Origin of the sequence: Thalassospira alkalitolerans, from assembly GCF_002115745.1 — a bacterium.
GTDB classification, from domain to species: Bacteria; Pseudomonadota; Alphaproteobacteria; order Rhodospirillales; family Thalassospiraceae; genus Thalassospira; species Thalassospira alkalitolerans.
On the sequence record NZ_JFKB01000017.1, the window covers coordinates 46,688 to 67,586 of the forward strand.

Consider the following 20,899-nt stretch of genomic DNA (forward strand, 5'->3'; position numbering starts at 1 on the left):
GAAAGGACGCACAACCATGAACGATATCAAGCCAATCGCACTGACCATAGGCGAACCCGGTGGTATTGGCCCGGAGCTTGCTATAAAGGCATGGCATGCACGCAATCAGTTTGGCTTGGCGCCCTTTTGCATTATCAGCCCCAAAACCATCCTAAATCAGGCCCGTAATATTCTTGGCCTTGGCACGCCGGTATCGACAGTCACGAATATCCATCAGGTTGACAATATATTCGATACAGCCCTGCCCGTATTGGAAATTTCGGAAAACAACTCTCAGGTTACACCGGGGATTGCGTCAAGTAGCACAGCATCAATCGTAATTGACAGCATTACAAAAGCGGTTGAATTGACCCGTTCCGGGGATGCAAGTGCCATCGTCACCAACCCGATCCAGAAAAGCGCATTATATCAGGCAGGGTTCAAACACCCCGGCCATACCGAGTTTCTGGCCGAGCTTTCTGGTCCTGGCACCATTCCCGTTATGATGCTGGCCAATAGCCAATTGCGCGTGGTGCCAATGACAATTCATATCGCATTGTCCGAGGTTGCCAAGCACCTGACAGGGGAATTGATCATCCAACTGACCCGCATCACGGCAAAGGCACTGCAACATGACTTTGGTATTTCCAAACCAAGGATCGCCATTGCCGGATTAAATCCGCATGCCGGTGAAGGCGGATCAATGGGCAGTGAAGAAATCACAATCATGCGCCCCGCGATCAAGGCGTTGCAAGATGAAGGGCTTGATGTCATTGGCCCCTTACCCGCCGACACCATGTTCCATACAGAGGCCAGAGCAAACTACGATGTCGCCCTTTGTCCCTATCATGATCAAGCATTGATCCCGGTTAAAACATTGGATTTCCACGGTGGCGTCAATGTCACGCTGGGGCTGCCGTTTATAAGAACGTCTCCGGATCATGGCACGGCACTTGATATCGCTGGCAAAGGCATTGCACGCCCCGACAGCCTGATTGCCGCCATCAAGATGGCTACCGATATGGCACGCAAGCGCATCTCACAAGGAGCCTGACGTATTGTCAGACCATAATACAAATAGTAACAATCTTGCCAACGACGGGCTCCCGCCTCTGCGCGACGTCATTGCAACGCATGAATTGTCGGCGCGAAAGAAATTTGGCCAAAACTTTCTGTTCGATCTAAACCTGACGGGTCGGATTGCACGTGCCGCCGCACCACTGGAAGATGCGACAGTCATCGAAATTGGACCGGGTCCGGGTGGTTTGACCCGCGCACTTCTGTTTAATGGCGCCAAAAACCTGACCGTGATCGAACGCGACCCACGTTGTCAGCCGGTTCTGGAACAGATCAGCAATCATTACCCCGGTGCCTTGCATGTTATTGACGGCGATGCCCTGGAAGTCGATGTGATCTCGCTTGGCCCAGCCCCGCGCAAGGTTGTTGCCAATCTACCCTACAATATCGGAACGCAGTTGCTATTGGGCTGGTTGATGCAAATTGACCAATTCACAAGCCTGACTCTTATGTTCCAAAAAGAAGTGGCCGAACGCGTCGTCGCCTCCCCGAAAAGCAAGGCTTATGGACGTCTTTCCGTCCTCTGCCAGTATCTTTGTGATTGTCAAATTCTGTTTGACGTTCATCGCAGCGCCTTTACCCCGCCGCCCAAGGTGACATCGGCCGTGGTCCAGTTGCGCCCAAAAGCAGATCGCGGACCGGAAATAAACCTTAAAAGCCTCGGTAAGGTCACTCAGGCCGCTTTTGGCCAAAGACGCAAAATGCTGCGCGCCAGCTTGAAAACCTTGAATATTGATGTTGGACTTTTGCTTGAACGCGCAGCCATCGTTGAAACGGTACGGGCCGAAGAACTCAGCATTGCGGACTTTGTCCGCTTAACTCAGGTCTATGACGAAATGACCGCCTGAAAAGGCGGTCATTATCTTGGTTCTCAATCCGTCAAAAGCTTTTTGACAAAGCCCGGCAATTGGGACTGCCGTTCGCGTTTTACGCGTTCTGCCCCGATGATATGTTCAACATCGGCCAGACAACGTTCCAGATCATCATTGACCAGAACATAATCGAATTCTTCCCAATGGCTGATTTCTGCACCAGCCTTGGCCATGCGTTTCATGATGACCTCATCGCTATCCTGACCGCGATCACGCAAACGGCGTTCAAGTTCGCCGGATGACGGCGGCAGAATAAAGACCGAAACAACGTCATCCCCGCCTTTTTCCCTAATCTGGCGTGCGCCCTGCCAATCAATATCAAACAAGACGTCGCGCCCTTCGGACAAAGCCTTTTCAACCGGTGCCCCAGGTGTTCCGTAATAATTGCCAAACACTTCCGCCCATTCCAGAAGTTCGTCATCGGCGATCATATGCTTGAAGGCATCAACGGATTTGAAAAAGTAGTGCTTGCCTTCATCCTCCCCCGGACGGGCTTCGCGGGTTGTTGCCGAAACCGACAACGATATCTGGCTGTCCTTTTCCAAAATCTGGCGCGTAATCGTCGTTTTTCCGGCCCCGGAAGGCGCGCAAAACACCAACATCACACCGCGACGCTTGGTCTGATCGGTCATCGAAATTCCTTTTGCGTCATCATTCAACATTCTGAACCTGTTCGCGAAGCTGATCGATAATTACCTTCAGTTCCATCCCGCAATTAGTCAGTTCAATATCATTTGCCTTCGAACACAGTGTATTGGCTTCGCGATTAAATTCCTGACACTGAAAATCAAGCTTGCGGCCAATTGCCCCGCCTTTTTTAATCATGTCACGGGCGGCAACGATATGTGCTTTCAGGCGGTCAATTTCCTCGCGGATATCAGCCTTGGTGGCAAGTAATGCTGCTTCCTGATGCAGGCGTTCAGGATCAAACTTGCCATTCTCCATTAACTCATCAATCTGACGTTTAAGCTTTACCTTGATCGCGTCACTACGCACCGACGCACAGTTTTCCGCCAGAAGAACCGTTTCTTCAATCCGGTCAATGTGACCACGCAGCATTTCATCAAGTTTCGCACCTTCTTCGGCGCGATGTGCAGCCATCTGGTCAAGCGCCTCGATAAAGCTTTTAATAATGGCGGCATCGACAGCTTCGCGGCTATCTTCGTCTTCCTGTTGCTCCACCGTTTCAAGGACACCGCGCACATTCATCAGGTCAGCTATGGTTCCAGCCGAAAGGCTACTATCGCGGTCGAATTCCTCGGCCAATGTAACCAGTTCGGCAAGAAGATCACGATTAACGCGATAGGCACTGGTATCCCCCGGGCGCACAACATTCAGTGTCACCCCCAAATTGCCGCGTTTGAAACGTTTGGAAACGGCATCGCGAATTGCAGGTTCAAGGCGTTCGAAACCACCATTCAGGCGCACACGAACGTCGAGCCCCTTGCCATTGACACTGCGTAGCTCCCAGGTCCAACCAAAGCCTTCTGCACCACTGTCGGTACGCGCGAACCCAGTCATGCTTGATACGGTCATCATCTTATCCAGTCTGATTTCTCTGTTGGCCGTTTATAACGTTTGTGCCACCAAGCGCCAAGAGATTGTAAAAGCCTTTATACACAGCAAAGACAGACTGTTCTTGTCCGCTTTTCATAATGCTGCCCTAATGCTGTCCCATGGTCCACCCCAACCAATCATAACGTCGTCTAACGGGATTTTGCTTAACAATGTCACTGCAATACCATGCCATTCTGATCACGGGTGCCAGTTCGGGAATCGGTGCCGCATTGGCCCGCCACTATGCGCGCACCGGTGTGACCCTGTTTATCAGTGGCCGCAACCAGACACGCCTAAAACTGGTTGAAAACGAATGCCGTGCGAAGGGCGCCAATGTTTTTGCCGATGTGCTTGATGTGACCGAACGCGAAACCATGGCGGAATATGTGACAAAATGTGATCAGATCTCGTCACTAAGTCTGATTGTCGCCAATGCGGGGATTTCTGCAGGAACAGGCAGCACGGGCGAAGATCCCGAACAGATACGCGATATTTTCGCCACCAATGTTGCCGGTGTCCTCAATACGATTGATCCCGCTATTACTTTCATGCGCGCCCGCGGGCATGGTCAAATCGCGCTGGTATCATCACAGGCATCCTGGCGTGGTTTGCCATCCGCCCCCGCCTATTGCGCCAGCAAGGCCGCCGTAAGGACATATGGCGAAGGACTGCGCGGCGCGCTTGCCCCATTTGGGATCAAGGTTAACGTCATCTGCCCGGGGTTTGTTAAAAGCCGCATCACAGATGCCAATGACTTTCCGATGCCATTTTTCATGCAGGCTGACAAGGCAGCGATCAAGATCGACAAGGGGCTGTCAAAAAACAAGGGAATGATCGCCTTTCCCTGGCAGATGAATATCCTGATCGGTGTTCTAAAAATGGTGCCGCAGGCATTCCTGGACAAGGCAGCATCACGTATCCCGCGAAAGGCTTCAAATACCCGCCACCACCAATTGGCCGCACCTACTCAGGCAGCACAGGCATATCCCCAGAAACAGTCCAGCCAATCATCTGCGGCACAACACCACCCGTCGCAATCACAACAATAAGTAAACCATTACATTACTGACTGTCGCGAATGCGCCGCCAGCGTGCAACATTGCGATTATGTTCATCAAGAGTTCGGGCAAAAGCATGCCCACCAGTTCCATCGGCGACGAAATACAGCTCGTCGGTTTCGGCAGGGTGTAAAACGGCATAGATTGCATCACGACCGGGATTGGTAATTGGCCCCGGCGGCAATCCTGATGACACATAGGTGTTATAAGGACTGTCAAATTTCAAATCTGCCCGCGTAAGCGCGCGATCCAGACGCTTATCCGGACTGATTGCATAAGCAACAGTCGGGTCTGATTGCAAACGCATCTTTTTATTCAGCCGGTTGACAAACACACCGGCAACACGCGGCCGTTCGGCAGCAACACCGGTTTCGCGTTCCACAATCGATGCCAGAACAATTGCCTGTTCAATCGTATCAAAAGGCAAGTTTTCCTTACGATCAGGCCATAGTTGCGTAACCAAATCGTCATGGGCGGCAACCATACGGTCAAGGATGCTTTGCTTGGTATCCCCATATGAGAACTGATAGGTCTCGGGCAGAAGCATACCGTCAGGCGGAATACCAGCCACGTCACCTAGCAAGCCATCAACAAGATTGATACGATCAACAATCTCGCCGGAACGCAACCCTTCGGGGAAAGTAACGAATCGTTTAACCGTCTCGCCGGTTGCCAATATTTCTACGGCCTGTTTGGGGCTGACACGTGCAGGAAAATGATATTCCCCGGCCCGCAAGGAGCGATCCAGCCCCGAAATCCGGACCCCCATCAGAAAAACCAGAGGTTCTTCAATGATATGTTCACGACGGAAGATATCGGCAATTCCACGAACACCGGTTCCTTGCGGAATAACGATATCACTGCCCTGCACCAATCTGCTGGGAGATGTGTATTGCACATAAACATACACCGCCGCCCCACCAATGGTGAGAGCGGCGGTGATGCATAAAAAGCCAAGAACAAGCAGAAAACGCTTCAAGGGGTTCCCCTCTTTCAGGTTAAATCTGCTGCCTTAAACGCCTTTGAAGACGAGCGAGGCATTGGTGCCACCAAAGCCGAACGAATTAGACAAGGCAACATTAACCTTGCGTTTCTTCGCTTCGAGCGGAACCAGATCCATGCCATGGCACGCATCAGAAGGATCACGCAAGTTCAAGGTCGGCGGAACCACACCGTCATGGATAGCCAGGACCGAGAACACAGCCTCGATCGCGCCAGCAGCCCCCAGAAGGTGTCCGGTTGCCGATTTGGTCGAAGACATCGACAATTTCGTGGCGGCATCACCGAACAGGCGTTTAACAGCACCCAGTTCAATTTCGTCCCCCAACGGGGTCGATGTGCCATGTGCGTTGACGTAATCAACTTCTTCAGGGTTGACGCCGGCATTGCGCAAAGCATTGCGCATCGCACGGAATCCACCGTTGCCATCGGGTGCCGGTGCCGTAATGTGATGGGCATCACCCGACATGCCGTAACCGACGACTTCGGCATAAATCTTCGCGCCACGCGCTTTGGCGTGTTCATATTCTTCAAGAACGACGCAACCGGCACCTTCGCCCATGACAAAACCGTCGCGGCCCTTGTCCCACGGACGAGAGGCCTCGGTCGGGGTGTCATTATAAGCGGTCGAAAGCGCACGGGATGCGGCAAAACCTGCCATGCCAATGCGACAAACAGCGGCTTCGGCACCACCGGCAACCATGACATCAGCATCGCCAAAGGAAATCAGGCGGGACGCATCGCCAATCGCATGAGCACCGGTTGAACATGCGGTAACGACCGCATGGTTCGGGCCTTTAAGGCCGTGTTTGATCGAAACCTGGCCCGAGACCAGATTAATCAGACATGACGGAATAAAAAATGGGCTGACTCGGCGGGTATTGCCGTGATTGACCAGTTCGGCGGCTTCAGAAATACGTGGAAGCCCACCAATGCCCGAGCCAATCATGACGCCAGTGGCTTCCTGATCTTCGTCGGTTTCGGGTTTCCAGCCAGAATCGGCCAATGCCTGGTCAGCAGCTGCAATGCCATAGACGATAAAATCGTCCATTTTTTTCATGTCTTTGATCGAAACATGATTCTCGGCGTTAAACAGCCCTTCTCCGTCACCCTTAGGCACAAGACCGGCAATCTTGGCGGGGATATCGGAAACATCGAAATGTTCAATGCTCTTGATGCCAGACTGGCTTGCCAGCAGTTTTTGCCAGGTTGCCTGAGCACCGCTTGCGAGCGGTGTAACAGCACCAATACCGGTAACAACTACGCGTCTCATCCCGCTTTACGCCTTATCTTATGAAATCCTGCATAGACGAAAAGGGCGCCCGAGGATGCCTCTGGCGCCCATCAACAAAGGCCAAATTAGGCGTTTGCTTTTTCGATGAAGTCGATCGCGTCTTTAACGGTCAGAATTTTTTCAGCAGCGTCATCAGGGATTTCACAACCAAATTCTTCTTCAAACGCCATAACCAGTTCGACAGTGTCCAGGCTATCCGCGCCCAGATCGTCGATGAAGCTTGCGTTTTCGGTGACCTTGTCTTCCTCGACACCGAGGTGCTCGACAACGATCTTCTTCACGCGATCTGCGACATCACTCATAGCTCAAATCCTTCAATAGGTTTTCTGTCAGTTGGTTTTGGTTGGTTCTTCACGCCTTCCCCCTATTGAAGGAATTTGCGAGGACCGGAATCCGACAACCGCAATTGCCGGTTTCGTGATTTTATATAGCGGCCTCTTTTAAACAGAAAAGCAAGCAACCCGCAACGGGTTAAATCATCGCCATTCCGCCATTCACATGTAAGGTCTGCCCGGTAACATAAGCAGCTTCGTCACTTGCCAGATACAGAACCGCTGCTGCGATCTCTGTACTTTCGCCCATTCGACCCGCCGGAATATTGCTCAGAAGCTTTTCTTTCTGGCCTTCATCAAGCTCGTTGGTCATTGCTGTGGTAATAAAACCCGGTGCAACACAGTTAACAGTAATTCCACGCGATGCAACTTCTTGTGCCAGCGATTTTGACCAGCCAATCATGCCAGCCTTAGCCGCGGCATAGTTGGTCTGCCCCGGATTCCCGGTCACACCAACAATCGATGTAATGTTGATGATGCGGCCATGACGGCGTTTCATCATGCCACGCAGCGAATTGCGCGCGAGCTTGAAGGCTGCCGTCAAGTTCACATCAATAACTGCCTGCCAATCTTCATCTTTAAGACGCATGGCAAGCTGGTCACGCGTGATGCCGGCATTGTTGACCAGAATATCCAACTGCCCACCAAGGGCTGCTTCAGCTTGCTTGATCAAATTGGCAACCGATTCCGGATCAGAAAGATTGCCCGGAACAATGACGGCATTTTCGCCAATTTCAGCGGCAACGGCTTCAAGACGTTCGGCGCGCGTGCCAGAAAGAGCAACCTTTGCACCGGCCGAAGCCAGAAGTTTGGCAATGTCGCCGCCAATACCACCGGTCGCCCCGGTTACAAGTGCGGTCTTGCCTGCAAGATCAAACATCAATCTATCCCTTTAGGTTCGTCTATTTCGTACAACGCTTTAAAGCGTGCCGAGAAAACTTTCAATATCGGCCGGTCCGTTCACGGCCACACCGGTCAAGTCACGATCAATACGGCGAACCATACCACTCAGAACCTTACCCGCGCCCAGCTCCACCAGATTGGTAATGCCCTGCTCTTTCATATAAAGAACCGATTCACGCCAGCGCACGGTCCCACAAACCTGCTCTACAAGGAGTTTACGAATGGTTTCCGGATCTGCAGTTTTTTCTGCAATCACGTTCGCGACGACCGGTTTTGCCGGCGCAGTCATCAAGACACTTGCCAACGCCTCCGCCATGCGATCCGCCGCTGGCTGCATCAGCGGGCAATGGAACGGGGCAGATACCGGCAAAAGAACAGCGCGCTTTGCACCTTTTACCTTGGCAATTTCAATGGCGCGCTCGACGGCAGCCTTGTGACCGGACACAACGACCTGACCATCGGCATTATCATTGGCCGCAGTGCAAACATCGCCTTGGGCGGCTTCTTCAGCAACGGCAACGGCATCGACATAATTCAGACCAAGAAGGGCTGCCATTGCACCAACACCAACCGGCACTGCCGCCTGCATGGCTTGACCTCGAATTTTTAAAAGGCGCGCCGCATCAGCAATCGCAAAGGTCCCAGCCGCGGCAAGGGCCGAATATTCCCCCAACGAATGACCAGCAACCAAATCGCATTTATCGGTAAGGGTAAAGCCCCCCTCGGCTTCGAGAACGCGCGTAACCGCAAGGCTGACCGCCATCAGGGCAGGTTGCGCATTTTCGGTCAGCGTCAATTCGTTTTCAGGGCCTTCGAACATCAGGGCGCTGAGTTTCTGCGACAATGCATCATCAACTTCCTGGAAAACTTCGCGAGCAACCGGAAATGCTTCTGCCAGTTCCTTGCCCATACCTACCGCTTGCGACCCCTGGCCGGGGAAAACGAATGCGCGTGTCATTATATCTAATTTACCCTTGTCTGCTTTCGTCGGGATAGCGGATCAACCGGATCCCCAATTTTCGAGCTACCCTTGATACTGTTCGAACGCCCTGTGTCAAGAACTGACGACATTGTCATGTCACTTTCACGTACAAATATTCAGTTTTGCCACCAACGACCGCCAAATATCAGCCCGAAAGGTAACAGACTTGTCATACGCCGAAAACAAAACCTTGTTGCGCAGTGCAATGTCAAACACAGGCCCACAACAGCCCCCGGCTTTTCCCGTCCTTATATAATGGCTATCTTGTACGGTAACAGACGGCACACCTCTCGCATTTTCCTCTTGGTCATTCCCGATCATGGTCCAACGCATACTCCAGTGGCATAACGGCTTTTTGCAGGACACACCGAGGGGTGCTAGGGCGAAATTTTCAAGGGGATCAACACAGGGGATTTCCGGTTGCATGCCCTGTGGAAAAGTGTATATTCCGCGGTCTCACGGCTCCTTGCCGGGGTTGCCCGGCTATGCCTGCATGACACGAGGTCATGTAAGGAAGAGATAAGCCAAAAGGAGTAATAGGAGTATTATGAGCAAGTACGAAAGTGTGTTCATCGCACGTCAGGACTTCTCGACCGCACAGGTTGAAGCCCTGAATGAAAAACTGACCCAGACCGTTGAAGGTCTCGGCGGTAAAATTGCCAAAACCGAATATTGGGGCCTGCGTTCCCTGACATACCGTGTCAAGAAGAACCGCAAAGGCCACTATACTCTCTTCCAAATCGAAGCCGACAACGCCACGATCGCGGAATACGAGCGTCTGATGCGCCTGAACGAAGACGTTCTGCGTCAGATGACCGTCAAGGTTGAAGAGTTCGAAGAAGAACAGTCAGCCATTCTGCGTAATCGCGACGAGCGCGGCGGCCGTGGCGGCAATCGCCGTGGCGGTCCCCGTCAGCACGGCTAACAGATAGCGAGGAGAATTTATTATGGCTGGACGTCGTCTGTTTTTCCGTCGTCGCAAAACCTGCCCGTTCTCGGGTGCGGATGCGCCGAAGATTGACTACAAAGATGTTAAACTGCTGCAGCGTTTCGTTTCTGAACGCGGCAAAATCGTTCCGAGCCGTATCACTGCGGTTTCGGCCAAGAAGCAGCGCGAACTGGCGAAAGCCATCAAACGTGCACGTTTCCTGGCGCTGCTGCCATATTCAGACCAAGTCTGAGGCAGTCGGCAAGAGACCCTCTTGCGGTCTCGGGCCGGGAGTAATTAATGTCGCGTAACACTCTTATGGCAATCGGTGCGGGTCTGGGCAGTTCTGTCCTGTTCTTGCTTGTGTTGTCGGGTAATCCGCTGGCGCTGTTACTCTCATATTTCGGGCACCTGCCGCTTTTCCTTATTGGATTGTGGCAAGGTCCAAAACGCCTGCTGGTTGCGGCAATTGCCGCATGCAGTGCCCTGGTTCTACTGGGTGGACTGCTGCCATTCACGGTCTTTTTGGTCGTGTTTGCCGGACCGGCGATGTTGTTGACCCGCATGGCGCTGGTCATCCGCAAGGACAAAAACGGGCAACCGGATTTTGTTCCGACCGGAATAGTGGTGAGTGCCATGGCCGTCATGATTGCAATGGTGATGATTGTCATCATGGGCAGTGTAACGGCGGAAGGTTTGGACATTCAGGAATTCATTTCGCAATTCCTGGGTCAGATGTATTCGGAAATGGGCGTCCCTATGACGCCGGATGTTCAGAATGTCATCGGCATGTTCCAGACATACTTCCCGGCGATTGTAGCGGCAAGCTGGCTTCTTATGCTGTTTGCCAATGCTACACTTGCACAGGCAATTCTGGTGCGGTCCGGTCGCAATATGCGTCCGTCGCCCGATCTGGCCTTGATGGCCTTGCCTGGATGGTCACTGTTTGCGTTTGCCTTGGCTGGTTTTTTGGTCGGCTTTGCCGACGGATCTTTGGCTTATGTGGCGCGAAACGTCGCGGTGGTGTTGGCAGTGCCGTTCCTCTTACAGGGATTGGCATTGGTACATGGGCAGGCAGCCCGTTGGCCGCAAAAACGTATGATACTGACGGTATTTTATATCGTCGCGGTTCTGTCCACATGGTCGTTTATCGCGATCACCGGACTTGGAATTGTTGAGCATTTAATCAGGCTGCGGGGGAAACAACCGATGACCCGTAGCAATGAGGAGGATCGGTGATGGAAGTTATTCTGCTTCAGCGGGTAGAAAAACTCGGTCAGATGGGTGATGTTGTCACCGTCAAGCCGGGCCACGCCCGCAATCGTTTGCTACCGCAGGGCATGGCCCTTCGCGCAAACAAAGCTAACCTTGCTGTATTCGAAGCAAAAAAAGTACAGCTTGAAGCTGACAACCTGGACCGCCGCAAAGAAGCCGAAGCGGTTGCCGAGAACATGGGTGACGTTGCCGTTACCCTCGTTCGTCAGGCATCTGACGTCGGCCATCTTTACGGCTCGGTTACCGCGCGTGATATCTCGAATGCGGTTACCGAAGCAGGTTTCACTGTTGCCCGTACCCAGGTCGTTCTTGATCAGCCGATCAAGACCCTTGGTCTGCACCAGGTCAAAATCAATCTGCACCCGGAAGTCGCAATTGAAGTGACTGCCAACGTCGCACGTTCTGAAGAAGATGCCGCAGAGCAGCTTCGCAAGGGCGGCGCTGTTCTGGGCACCATTGACGAAATGGAAGCCGACGAAGCTCTGGAAGCTGCTGAAGAAGTCTTCGAAGAAGATGCAGTTGCTGAAGAAGCCTACGAAGCCGAAGGCGAAGAAGAAGCCAACGTTTAATCGTTGCTTTCCATTCGAAGCCAATCAGGGAACGGCGTATCCGCAAGGATGCGCCGTTTTCTTATGGTTTTATGATATAATTCGGCTTTTTAACCTGAACTGCGACCTCTGCGCTTGCGGAATACCCGGTATGAGCTATACCGATTAGCCCTTTCGGCGCAACAAGATGACTGATACCTTTTTACGCCATGACTGATCCCCAGCTAGATGCCCTGTTTGCACCCATTGAAGCCGACCATGGTGAAGCCACCGGTCTGATGCTTGAACGCACCCCGCCTCATAACTTCGATGCGGAAGCCGCATTGCTGGGCGCTATCCTGAACAACAACGCCGCCTATGAGCGCGTTTCGGATATCCTTCGCCCCGAACATTTCGCCGATGCCCGCCATGGCCGTATTTTCGAGGCCAGCGGAAAACTGATCGAACGCGGTCAACTGGCCAACCCGGTAACCCTGTCGGCCTTTTTCCGTCAGGATGAACACCTTGCCGAAATCGGTGGCCCACAATATCTGGCAGAACTGTCAAACAACCTCGTTTCGGTCATCAATGCCGGTGACTATGGCAAGCTGGTCTATGATCTTTATCTGCGCCGCGAACTGATCGAAATTGGTGAAGAGACGGTCAACGAGGCCTATCGCTACGAAATCGAAACCGACGCTGCCATTCAGATTGAAAAGACCGAACAAAAACTGTTCTCACTGGCGACTGCCGGAGCCGCCGAATCCGGGTTTGTGGCTTTTGGCCCTGCCCTGACCAAAGCATACGAGAATATCGAACATGCCTATAAGAATGCCGGCAAAGTTGTTGGCGTAACGACGGGCCTGCGCGATATTGACCGCAAGCTTGGCGGCCTGCACCCTTCTGACTTGCTGATCCTTGCCGGTCGTCCGTCTATGGGGAAAACCGCCCTTGCGATGAACGTTGCCTTTAACGCGGCCATTTCATCGCATCAGAACCGAAATACCGGCGCCGAAGAAGGCAATGAACTTAAGACCGGTGCAATTGCTGTCTTCTCGCTTGAGATGGCGGCAGAACAACTGGCCGCGCGACTTCTGTCGCAGGCAGCCGAGGTATCGGGCGATAATATGCGCCGTGGTGATTTGAACGAGGACGATTTCCAACGCCTTGTCCTTGCCACACAGGAACTCAATACCGTTCCGCTTTATATTGATGATACCCCGGCACTTCCGGTATCAACCTTGCGTACGCGTTGCCGCCGCCTGAAACGCCAACACGGTCTTGCGATGATTGTTGTCGATTACCTGCAATTGCTTGCGCCGCCAACCAACTTCCGGGGGGATGGACGTGTGCAGGAAGTTTCCGAAATTACCCGTATGCTCAAGGCAATTGCCAAGGAGCTTGAAGTTCCGGTTCTGGCGTTGTCACAGCTCTCACGTGCCGTTGAACAGCGCGAAGATAAACGTCCGCAGCTGTCGGATTTACGTGAATCGGGCTCGATCGAGCAGGACGCCGACGTCGTCATGTTCATTTACCGCGAACAATATTATCTTGAACGTGCGGAACCGGCACAGCGCCCGGAAGAAGCCACCGATAAGTTCGGCGAACGCTACTCCCAGTGGCAGGAGCGCCTGAACCACGTCTACAACACCGCAGAAGTCATCATCGCCAAACAGCGTCACGGCCCGGTGGGCAATGTGCGTCTGTTCTTTGACGGGAACTACACCAAGTTTGGCGACCTTGATCATATCGAAGAAGAATATGAATAGGCCTTGAGCCTGAACTTGAAACGGACTCCACGGGGTATTGCGAATGAGCGTTCTTCCCGCTGCCTGCCGTGCAGCTGAGTGTGCCGAGCTTCAGATTAATCTGAAGGCCGTCGCTAACAACTATCAGATCATCAAGAAACGCTATAAAGGGCGGACTTGCGGAGCTGTTGTCAAAGCAGATGCCTATGGCCTTGGCGCCCAAACCATCGTACCTGTTCTTAAAAAGCAGGGGTGTCGTCTTTTCTTTGTCGCACAGGCAAACGAAGCCGCCGACCTGTTTCCGTTGCTGCGCGGTGGTGGACGAATTGCTGTTTTGAACGGCGTTCTCCCTGGTGACGAAGAATTCTTTATCGAAAACGATGTGATCCCGGTTTTAAATGACCTTGGGCAGATCGAACGCTGGTCCAATCTTTGCCGCGAATATGAACGTCCTGCACCGGCCTTTATCCATCTTGATACCGGCATGAACCGCCTGGGCCTTGCCCCGCGCGAAGTCAGTGAACTGGTTGATCGCTATTCGTCGTTGCTATACGGCTTTGAAAAAGCTGGCTATATGACCCATCCGGTCGCCGCCGACGAAGCTGACAATCCGATCACCGGCGAACAATACGAACTGTTCATGAAATGGTATCGCCGCCTGCCACCGGCCCCGCGCGGTTTTTGCAATTCATCAGCGATCTTCCGTAATGATGACTATCACCTTGAATTCTGTCGTCCGGGCCTTGCACTTTGGGGCGGCAATCCAACACCAGAATCGACGAACCCGATGCGTTCGGTCGTCAAACTAAGTGCCAAGGTGCTTCAGATTCGCGAAATCGATGCAGGCGAAACGGTCGGCTATGGCGGCACATGGCGTTCAGAACGCGCCAGCCGCATCGCCACCATTGCCGTTGGTTATGCCGATGGCTGGCTACGGTCGCTGTCGAATGCCGGAAAACTCCGAATCAAGGGCCATGACGTACCCTATGTCGGGCGTGTTTCGATGGATGCAATCGGGGTAGATATCACCGACCTTCCGGGCAAACCATTGCGGCCCGGCGATATGGTTCCGCTGATTGATGACAAAATGTCTGTTGACGACGTTGCAAGTGCTGCGGGTACAATCGGTTACGAAATACTGACTTCTCTTGGACATCGCTACCGGCGGGTCTATACAGAAAGCTGAATTGAAAAAATCGGCCAACAATAAGTGACTGGCCTGCAACAGGGGAAATAAGAATTCCAATGCCGATCTTTGCGCCGGTTGGCCGTATGTTCCTTGCCTTTCTGGCCCTTGTTGGTCGTGTCACGGTTTTTGCCGGGCGCACCTTGGGCCATATGGTAACACCGCCATTTTATTTCCGTCTGATTTTCAAACAGATGCGCGAGATAGGTTATTTCTCGCTGCCGGTCGTCGCCATGACGACCCTGTTTGCCGGTATGGTACTTGCGCTGCAAAGCTATTCAGGCTTTTCACGCTTCTCAGCCGAAAGTGCTGTTGCCACGGTTGTCGTCATTTCCATGACCCGCGAATTGGGGCCGGTTTTTGCCGGCCTGATGGTTGCCGGACGTGTCGGTGCGGCCATTGCCGCTGAAATCGGCACCATGCGCGTCACAGAACAGATTGACGCGCTTGTGACCCTTTCGACCAACCCGTTAAAGTATCTGGTGGTTCCGCGTGTCTATGCCGGGCTTTTAACACTTCCGGTTCTGGTGCTGATCGGCGATATCATCGGGGTTCTGGGCGGTTACCTTGTCGGGGTCAACAAGCTTGGCTTTAACGAAGGTTCCTATATCCGCAATACGTTCCAGTACCTTGAACAACTTGATGTTATTTCCGGGCTGGTAAAGGCCGCGGTGTTTGGCTTTATCATCACCTTGATGGGCTGCTATCACGGATATCATTCGCGTGGTGGCGCACAGGGTGTCGGTCAGGCAACGACCAATGCCGTCGTATCAAGTTCAATCCTGATCCTGATTTCGAACTATATCGTCACCGAACTTTTCTTTGCACGTTAAGGGCGGGATATGAGCGAAACTGCCAAAATCTCGCTTCGCGATGTTCACAAATCCTTTGGCCCGAAAAAGGTGCTGCAGGGCATAAACCTTGACGTCGCCCCGGGTGAATCGGTTGCCATTATTGGCGGTTCGGGCACAGGTAAATCGGTAACACTGAAATGTGTTCTGGGCCTGTTAACGCCCGATCAGGGATCAATCAAAGTCAACGGAACGGAAATGGTTGGCGCGTCACCTGCAACCCGCGAAGATATGCTATCCCATGCCGGTATGCTGTTTCAGGGCGCAGCATTATTTGATTCGCTTTCGGTATGGCAGAACGTTGCCTTTGGCCTGATCGAAGGACGCGGTATGAAACCGCAGCAAGCCCGCGACATTGCCATTGCCCGCCTGGCCGATGTAGGCCTTGGCCCGGACATTGCCAATATGTCACCGGCGTCCCTTTCAGGGGGCATGCAAAAGCGTGTTGGCCTTGCGCGCGCCATTGCAACCGAACCCGATATTCTATTCTTTGACGAACCGACCACCGGCATTGATCCGATCATGGGTGATGTGATCAATGATCTGATTGTCAAATGTACCCGTGAACTGGGGGCATGTGCGATGACCATTACCCACGACATGGCGAGCGCGCGCAAGATCGCCGACCGTGTTGCCATGTTGTATCAGGGAAAGATCATCTGGAACGGTCCGGTATCTGAAATCGACACTGCTGATAACCCTTATTTGCAACAGTTCATTTCGGGTGATATCGAAGGCCCGCTGGATCTTGATCTGAAGCATCTCTGATCGTTGATCCCGGCCTCCATAACCGGGGGCCGTTACCCGTTTCATCTCATTACAATCCTCATACGCGGAGCCACCGGTGGCCAAAACCCAAAGTCGTTTCATTTGCCAGAATTGCGGTGCCGAATACCGGAAATGGACCGGGCGTTGTGACGGATGCGGTGAATGGAACTCGATCGAGGAAGAACGCATCGAGGCCAGCCCCAAAGCAACAGGCGGCATCGCCACCGGTTCCAAGGGCAAGCAACTTGATTTCGTCGCTTTGGAAGGCGAAAGCGCAAGCCCGCCCCGCATCATCACCGGCATTGCCGAACTTGATCGTGCAGTTGGTGGCGGCCTTGTGCCAGGTTCTGCCCTTTTGGTCGGTGGTGACCCCGGCATCGGGAAATCAACCATCCTGTTACAAGCCGTCGGTGTCCTGTCAGCCAGACATAAATGCGCCTATATCTCTGGCGAGGAAGCGGTAGATCAAGTCCGCATGCGCGCCGCCCGTCTTGGCCTTGAAAAATCAAAGGTCGACTTTGCAGCCGCCACCAGCTTGCGCGACATTATCGCGACACTGGATCAAAGCGCGCATGAAGTCGTGGTTATCGATTCTATCCAGACCATGTACGCCGATACGCTTGACAGTGCGCCGGGCACCGTATCGCAGGTCCGTGCCTGTGCGCTGGAACTGATCCGGATGGCCAAGCGCAAGGGGTTTGCCGTCATCCTTGTTGGTCACGTTACCAAGGAAGGCCAGATTGCCGGTCCACGTGTTTTGGAACACATGGTTGATACGGTCCTGTATTTCGAAGGCGAACGCGGTCATCAATTCCGTATTTTACGCGCTGTCAAAAACCGTTTCGGTGCGACCGACGAAATCGGCGTATTTGAAATGGGCGATGCCGGTCTGGTCGAAGTCCCAAACCCATCTGCCCTGTTTCTTGCTGATCGCGATGCGCCGGTATCTGGTACGGCGGTCTTTGCCGGACTTGAAGGTACGCGTCCGATGCTGGTCGAAATTCAGGCGCTTGTTGCGCAATCGGCACTTGCCACACCGCGACGTGCCGTTGTCGGCTGGGATTCGGCGCGCATGAACATGATCCTTGCGGTTCTGGATGCGCGTTGCGGCTTGGCACTTAACCAGTTTGACGTTTACCTGAATGTTGCCGGGGGCCTTCGCGTTGGTGAACCGGCGGCGGATCTGGCCGTGGCAGCCGCACTGGTTTCGGCCGTGGCCGATTCCCCGGTTCCCGCTGAAACCGTGATTATCGGTGAAATCGGTCTTTCAGGTGAAGTACGCCCGGTTGGACAGATCGAATCGCGTCTGAAAGAAGCCGCCAAGCTTGGCTTTGTAAATGCTTATAGCCCCCGAAGCGGGGCACATGGCAAAAAGAAGATCACGGTCAAGGGCATTAATCAGCGCGAAATTGGCCATCTTCAGGATTTGGTAAATCTCTTCGGCGACGATGTTCGCGACAAGGTGCGTCCGCGCGAAGGCATGTATTGATTACAGCCTTTAATTTTTGCGCGCCTATTGCGAACGGACTGACCAACAGGATTTGCTAAATTATGGACTTCTCCAGCCTGCCCGACCTCGGCGCACGGGACATATTCGATCTGGTGATCGTGGGCATTGTCCTGATCTCGGGTCTGTTTGCCTTCTTCCGTGGCTTTATCCATGAAACCCTGTCGATGATGGGCTGGGTCGGGGCTGGTGTCTGTGCACTTTATGGTTATCCGATTGCCCGGCCTTTTGTGCGTGATCTGATCCCGTCCGAACTGATTGCCGATCTGGCGACCGGTGTTGGTCTGTTTCTAATCTCCTTTTTGGTTTTTTCCTTTATCAGTGGCCGTATCGGCCGTGCAGTTCAGAATTCCGGTCTTGATAGCCTCGACAGCACATTGGGCTTTGTTTTTGGTCTGCTACGCGGGGCTTTGATTGTCTGTATCGGCTTTCTTGCACTGTCGTGGTTACTGCCTGCAACCTCGCAGCCAGACTGGGTCCGCAACGCCCGTACCCGTCCGGTTTTAGAAGAAGGTGCCTTCTTGATCATGCGCGCCATGCCCGATGAAATCTTTGACACAACCGCCGAAGAAATCGCCCGTGCACAGCGTGATGCAGAAATCAACGATCAGACATACCGTCAACTTCTGGGCCCAGAGCCAAAAGGTGCTGGACCCACGCCCCTAAACGGGTATACAAGGCCCTCGCGCGATGATTTGGATCGTCTGATTGAGGCGACCACTAACGAGTGAGGCGACGGGGTTTCGCATGGCTGCGGCATCCTGCGCCACCGGCGAGAGAGCGGAACCCACTCATGCTGACCACCAATCCATTTGACGATGATAAGCTGCGTGAAGAATGCGGCGTTTTCGGTGTTTTCGGTTCGCCCGACGCGGCGGCCCTAACGGCCCTTGGCCTGCATGCACTTCAGCATCGCGGACAAGAAGCCGCTGGCATCGTTTCCTATGACGGCGAAGACTTTCCCGCGCATCGTGCGTCGGGCTTGGTCGGGGATATTTTCGGCTCTGAAGACGTTATCAAAAGCCTGCAGGGCCACCGTGCTGTTGGCCATGTGCGTTATTCAACAGCCGGGGGAAAAGGCCTTCGCAATGTGCAGCCCCTATTTGCCGATTTCGCATTCGGCGGCTTGGCAATTGCCCATAACGGCAATCTGACCAACGCATTGGCTGTGCGCGAACGTTTGGTTCAACGCGGATCGATCTTCCAGTCGACCGCTGATACCGAAACCTTCATTCATCTGATCGCGACCAGCCTGTACGAGAAGATCGTTGATCGTCTGATCGATGCGGTCCGCCAAGTCGAAGGCGCATACAGTCTTGTGGTTATGACCCAGAAAAAATTAATCGGTGTCCGTGATCCGATGGGCGTCCGCCCGCTGGTTCTTGGCAAGCTTAATGACAGTTACATCCTGTCATCGGAAACGGTTGGTCTTGATATCGTTGGCGCGGAATTCATCCGTGACGTCGAACCGGGTGAAATCGTTGAAATCACCGATGCAGGTATCAAGTCGATCAAACCGTTCAAACCGGTTCAATCACGGTTCTGCATTTTCGAACACGTCTATTTCGCCCGCCCCGACAGCATCGTTGAAGGCACAAGCGTCTATGACGTGCGCAAGAATATCGGTCATGAACTGGCAATGGAATCCGGTGTGGATGCAGATGTGGTTGTCCCGATCCCTGATTCTGGTGTTCCATCTGCCCTTGGCTATGCCGAGGCAAGTGGCATACCGTTCGAACTGGGGATTATCCGCAACCATTATGTCGGGCGGACCTTTATCGAGCCGACCGATCAGATCCGCCATCTTGGCGTAAAACTGAAACACAATGCCAACCCGGGGAAACTCAAGGGAAAACGCGTTATTTTGGTTGACGATTCTATCGTGCGCGGCACCACTTCGACCAAGATTGTCGACATGGTCCGTCAGGCCGGTGCAAGCGAGGTGCATATGCGCATTGCCAGCCCGCCAACAATCAATCCGTGTTTCTATGGTGTCGATACGCCGTCCAAGGAAAAACTGATGGCAGCCAACCACGACATCGAAAGCATGGCCAAGCTGATCGGTGTTGATAGTCTGGCGTTCGTTTCTATCGACGGTCTTTATCGTGCCACCGGCCTTGAAGGCCGTAACAGTGATAACCCCGCCTTCTGCGATGCGTGCTTTACCGGCGATTATCCGATCCGCCTGACCGACCATCAGGCAGAAAACAAGGGCCGCAAACTGACCCAGCTGGTCGAAAGGCAGTCGGCATGAGTGCTCTAAAGCGCCTTGAAGGCCGCGTTGCTCTTGTAACCGGGGCATCGCACGGGATCGGTAGGGCCGTAGCCAAACGTTTCGCCGCCGAGGGTGCCGAAGTCATTGCGCTGGGTCGTAATGTCGGTGCGCTTGAAGAACTCGATGACGAAGTTCGCGCCGAAGGTGGCAAGCTTGTCCTGCTGCCGATGGACCTGACCATGTATGAAAAGATCGATGCCATGGGTGCCTCGCTCTTTGAACGATTTGGCAAACTCGACATCGTTGTTGGCAATGCCGGCCTTCTGGGCGAATTGGCCCCGGTTGGCCATATTGATACACAGGTATTTGAAAATACCTATGCGACCAATGTCACGGCGAACTTCCGTCTGATCCGCAGTGTTGATAAATTGCTGCGCCTTTCCGATGCCGGACGAGCCATTTTCGTAACATCGAATGCCTCGGCCAAAGGACGTGCGTTTTGGGGGCTTTATGCCTCGACCAAGGCGGCACTTGAAAGCCTTGTGCTGTCCTATGCCCAAGAAGTCGAAGAAACGCCCCTGCGGGTTAATCTGATCAATCCAGGGCGTATCCGTACCAAGATGCGCGCCGAAGCTTATCCGGGCGAAGACCCTGAAACGCTTCCGACGGCCGAAAGCATCACCGATGTCTTCGTTGATCTGGCCGCACGCGATTGCACCCGGCACGCAGAAATCGTCGACGCTTACTGATACAACAGATTTTGAAATTAAGAAGGCCGGACAATCAACAGTCCGGCCTTTTTCAATTCATTGTCTCGTCCTGAAATACGTTGTCAGCTATA

22 protein-coding genes are annotated in these 20,899 nt (G+C 53.3%); 15 read left to right on the top strand and 7 right to left on the bottom strand.

Annotated elements, in window-relative coordinates; genetic code table 11:
• Nucleotides 1-16: 16 nt before the first annotated feature.
• Nucleotides 17-1,033, top strand: a complete 1,017-nt coding sequence (gene pdxA / locus TALK_RS18475) for a 4-hydroxythreonine-4-phosphate dehydrogenase PdxA (RefSeq protein ID WP_085620631.1) — start codon at nucleotides 17-19, stop codon at nucleotides 1,031-1,033.
• Nucleotides 1,034-1,037: 4 nt separating this feature from the next.
• Nucleotides 1,038-1,904: a 16S rRNA (adenine(1518)-N(6)/adenine(1519)-N(6))-dimethyltransferase RsmA gene (gene rsmA, locus TALK_RS18480; RefSeq protein ID WP_085620632.1), complete on the top strand. Its 867-nt coding sequence runs from the start codon at nucleotides 1,038-1,040 to the stop codon at nucleotides 1,902-1,904.
• A gap of 23 nt (nucleotides 1,905-1,927) precedes the next feature.
• Here rsmA and gmk read toward each other — a convergent pair whose 3' ends face one another.
• Nucleotides 1,928-2,560 (bottom strand): guanylate kinase, encoded by a 633-nt coding sequence (gene gmk / locus TALK_RS18485; RefSeq protein WP_085620658.1) that lies wholly within the window; start codon nucleotides 2,558-2,560, stop codon nucleotides 1,928-1,930.
• 19 nt (nucleotides 2,561-2,579) lie between these two features.
• Nucleotides 2,580-3,449, bottom strand: coding sequence for a YicC/YloC family endoribonuclease (locus TALK_RS18490; protein ID WP_245830040.1), 870 nt, complete (start codon nucleotides 3,447-3,449; stop codon nucleotides 2,580-2,582).
• Nucleotides 3,450-3,655: 206 nt separating this feature from the next.
• Here TALK_RS18490 and TALK_RS18495 point away from each other — a divergent pair, with 206 nt between their 5' ends.
• On the top strand, nucleotides 3,656-4,534 hold the full coding sequence (locus TALK_RS18495; RefSeq protein WP_085620634.1) for an SDR family NAD(P)-dependent oxidoreductase: 879 nt from the start codon (nucleotides 3,656-3,658) through the stop codon (nucleotides 4,532-4,534).
• Nucleotides 4,535-4,547: 13 nt separating this feature from the next.
• Here TALK_RS18495 and mltG read toward each other — a convergent pair whose 3' ends face one another.
• The 5 genes from mltG to fabD all read right to left on the bottom strand — a co-directional run bounded on the left by mltG (nucleotide 4,548) and on the right by fabD (nucleotide 9,029).
• Nucleotides 4,548-5,522 carry an endolytic transglycosylase MltG gene (gene mltG, locus TALK_RS18500; protein ID WP_085620635.1) on the bottom strand — a complete coding sequence of 325 codons (975 nt, stop codon included), beginning with the start codon at nucleotides 5,520-5,522 and terminating at the stop codon, nucleotides 4,548-4,550.
• Nucleotides 5,523-5,555: 33 nt separating this feature from the next.
• On the bottom strand, nucleotides 5,556-6,815 hold the full coding sequence (gene fabF / locus TALK_RS18505; protein ID WP_085620636.1) for a beta-ketoacyl-ACP synthase II: 1,260 nt from the start codon (nucleotides 6,813-6,815) through the stop codon (nucleotides 5,556-5,558).
• Between the two features lie 86 nt (nucleotides 6,816-6,901).
• A complete protein-coding gene (locus TALK_RS18510) occupies nucleotides 6,902-7,138 on the bottom strand; it encodes an acyl carrier protein (RefSeq protein WP_085620637.1) in 237 nt (78 codons plus the stop codon).
• A gap of 169 nt (nucleotides 7,139-7,307) precedes the next feature.
• Nucleotides 7,308-8,048 carry a 3-oxoacyl-[acyl-carrier-protein] reductase gene (gene fabG, locus TALK_RS18515; protein WP_085620638.1) on the bottom strand — a complete coding sequence of 247 codons (741 nt, stop codon included), beginning with the start codon at nucleotides 8,046-8,048 and terminating at the stop codon, nucleotides 7,308-7,310.
• 39 nt (nucleotides 8,049-8,087) lie between these two features.
• Entirely contained in the window at nucleotides 8,088-9,029 is a 942-nt protein-coding gene (fabD, locus tag TALK_RS18520; protein WP_085620639.1) for an ACP S-malonyltransferase, read from the bottom strand.
• A 571-nt stretch (nucleotides 9,030-9,600) separates the two neighbouring features.
• Between fabD and rpsF the strand changes: the two genes are divergently transcribed.
• The 12 genes from rpsF to TALK_RS18580 all read left to right on the top strand — a co-directional run bounded on the left by rpsF (nucleotide 9,601) and on the right by TALK_RS18580 (nucleotide 20,807).
• Nucleotides 9,601-9,978 carry a 30S ribosomal protein S6 gene (gene rpsF / locus TALK_RS18525; RefSeq protein ID WP_085620640.1) on the top strand — a complete coding sequence of 126 codons (378 nt, stop codon included), beginning with the start codon at nucleotides 9,601-9,603 and terminating at the stop codon, nucleotides 9,976-9,978.
• Between the two features lie 22 nt (nucleotides 9,979-10,000).
• The gene (gene rpsR, locus TALK_RS18530) at nucleotides 10,001-10,234 is read left to right on the top strand and encodes a 30S ribosomal protein S18 (RefSeq protein ID WP_007090355.1); all 234 of its coding nucleotides are present in this window, start codon (nucleotides 10,001-10,003) and stop codon (nucleotides 10,232-10,234) included.
• 47 nt (nucleotides 10,235-10,281) lie between these two features.
• On the top strand, nucleotides 10,282-11,220 hold the full coding sequence (locus TALK_RS18535; protein ID WP_085620641.1) for a DUF2232 domain-containing protein: 939 nt from the start codon (nucleotides 10,282-10,284) through the stop codon (nucleotides 11,218-11,220).
• Nucleotides 11,220-11,825: a 50S ribosomal protein L9 gene (gene rplI, locus TALK_RS18540; protein ID WP_085620642.1), complete on the top strand. Its 606-nt coding sequence runs from the start codon at nucleotides 11,220-11,222 to the stop codon at nucleotides 11,823-11,825. The genes TALK_RS18535 and rplI overlap by 1 nt, the downstream gene beginning before the upstream one ends.
• Nucleotides 11,826-12,013: 188 nt before the next feature.
• Nucleotides 12,014-13,552, top strand: coding sequence for a replicative DNA helicase (locus TALK_RS18545; protein WP_085620643.1), 1,539 nt, complete (start codon nucleotides 12,014-12,016; stop codon nucleotides 13,550-13,552).
• Nucleotides 13,553-13,595: 43 nt separating this feature from the next.
• Nucleotides 13,596-14,717, top strand: a complete 1,122-nt coding sequence (alr, locus tag TALK_RS18550) for an alanine racemase (protein ID WP_085620644.1) — start codon at nucleotides 13,596-13,598, stop codon at nucleotides 14,715-14,717.
• 59 nt (nucleotides 14,718-14,776) lie between these two features.
• Nucleotides 14,777-15,550 (top strand): MlaE family ABC transporter permease, encoded by a 774-nt coding sequence (locus TALK_RS18555; RefSeq protein WP_085620645.1) that lies wholly within the window; start codon nucleotides 14,777-14,779, stop codon nucleotides 15,548-15,550.
• 9 nt (nucleotides 15,551-15,559) lie between these two features.
• Nucleotides 15,560-16,336: an ABC transporter ATP-binding protein gene (locus TALK_RS18560; protein ID WP_085620646.1), complete on the top strand. Its 777-nt coding sequence runs from the start codon at nucleotides 15,560-15,562 to the stop codon at nucleotides 16,334-16,336.
• Between the two features lie 76 nt (nucleotides 16,337-16,412).
• The gene (radA, locus tag TALK_RS18565) at nucleotides 16,413-17,825 is read left to right on the top strand and encodes a DNA repair protein RadA (RefSeq protein ID WP_085620647.1); all 1,413 of its coding nucleotides are present in this window, start codon (nucleotides 16,413-16,415) and stop codon (nucleotides 17,823-17,825) included.
• A 62-nt stretch (nucleotides 17,826-17,887) separates the two neighbouring features.
• Nucleotides 17,888-18,574 carry a CvpA family protein gene (locus tag TALK_RS18570; protein ID WP_085620648.1) on the top strand — a complete coding sequence of 229 codons (687 nt, stop codon included), beginning with the start codon at nucleotides 17,888-17,890 and terminating at the stop codon, nucleotides 18,572-18,574.
• A gap of 62 nt (nucleotides 18,575-18,636) precedes the next feature.
• Nucleotides 18,637-20,097 (top strand): amidophosphoribosyltransferase, encoded by a 1,461-nt coding sequence (purF, locus tag TALK_RS18575; protein ID WP_085620649.1) that lies wholly within the window; start codon nucleotides 18,637-18,639, stop codon nucleotides 20,095-20,097.
• Nucleotides 20,094-20,807: an SDR family NAD(P)-dependent oxidoreductase gene (locus tag TALK_RS18580; protein ID WP_085620650.1), complete on the top strand. Its 714-nt coding sequence runs from the start codon at nucleotides 20,094-20,096 to the stop codon at nucleotides 20,805-20,807. Before purF ends, TALK_RS18580 begins: the two co-directional genes overlap by 4 nt.
• The last annotated feature ends 92 nt before the right edge of the window (nucleotides 20,808-20,899 follow it).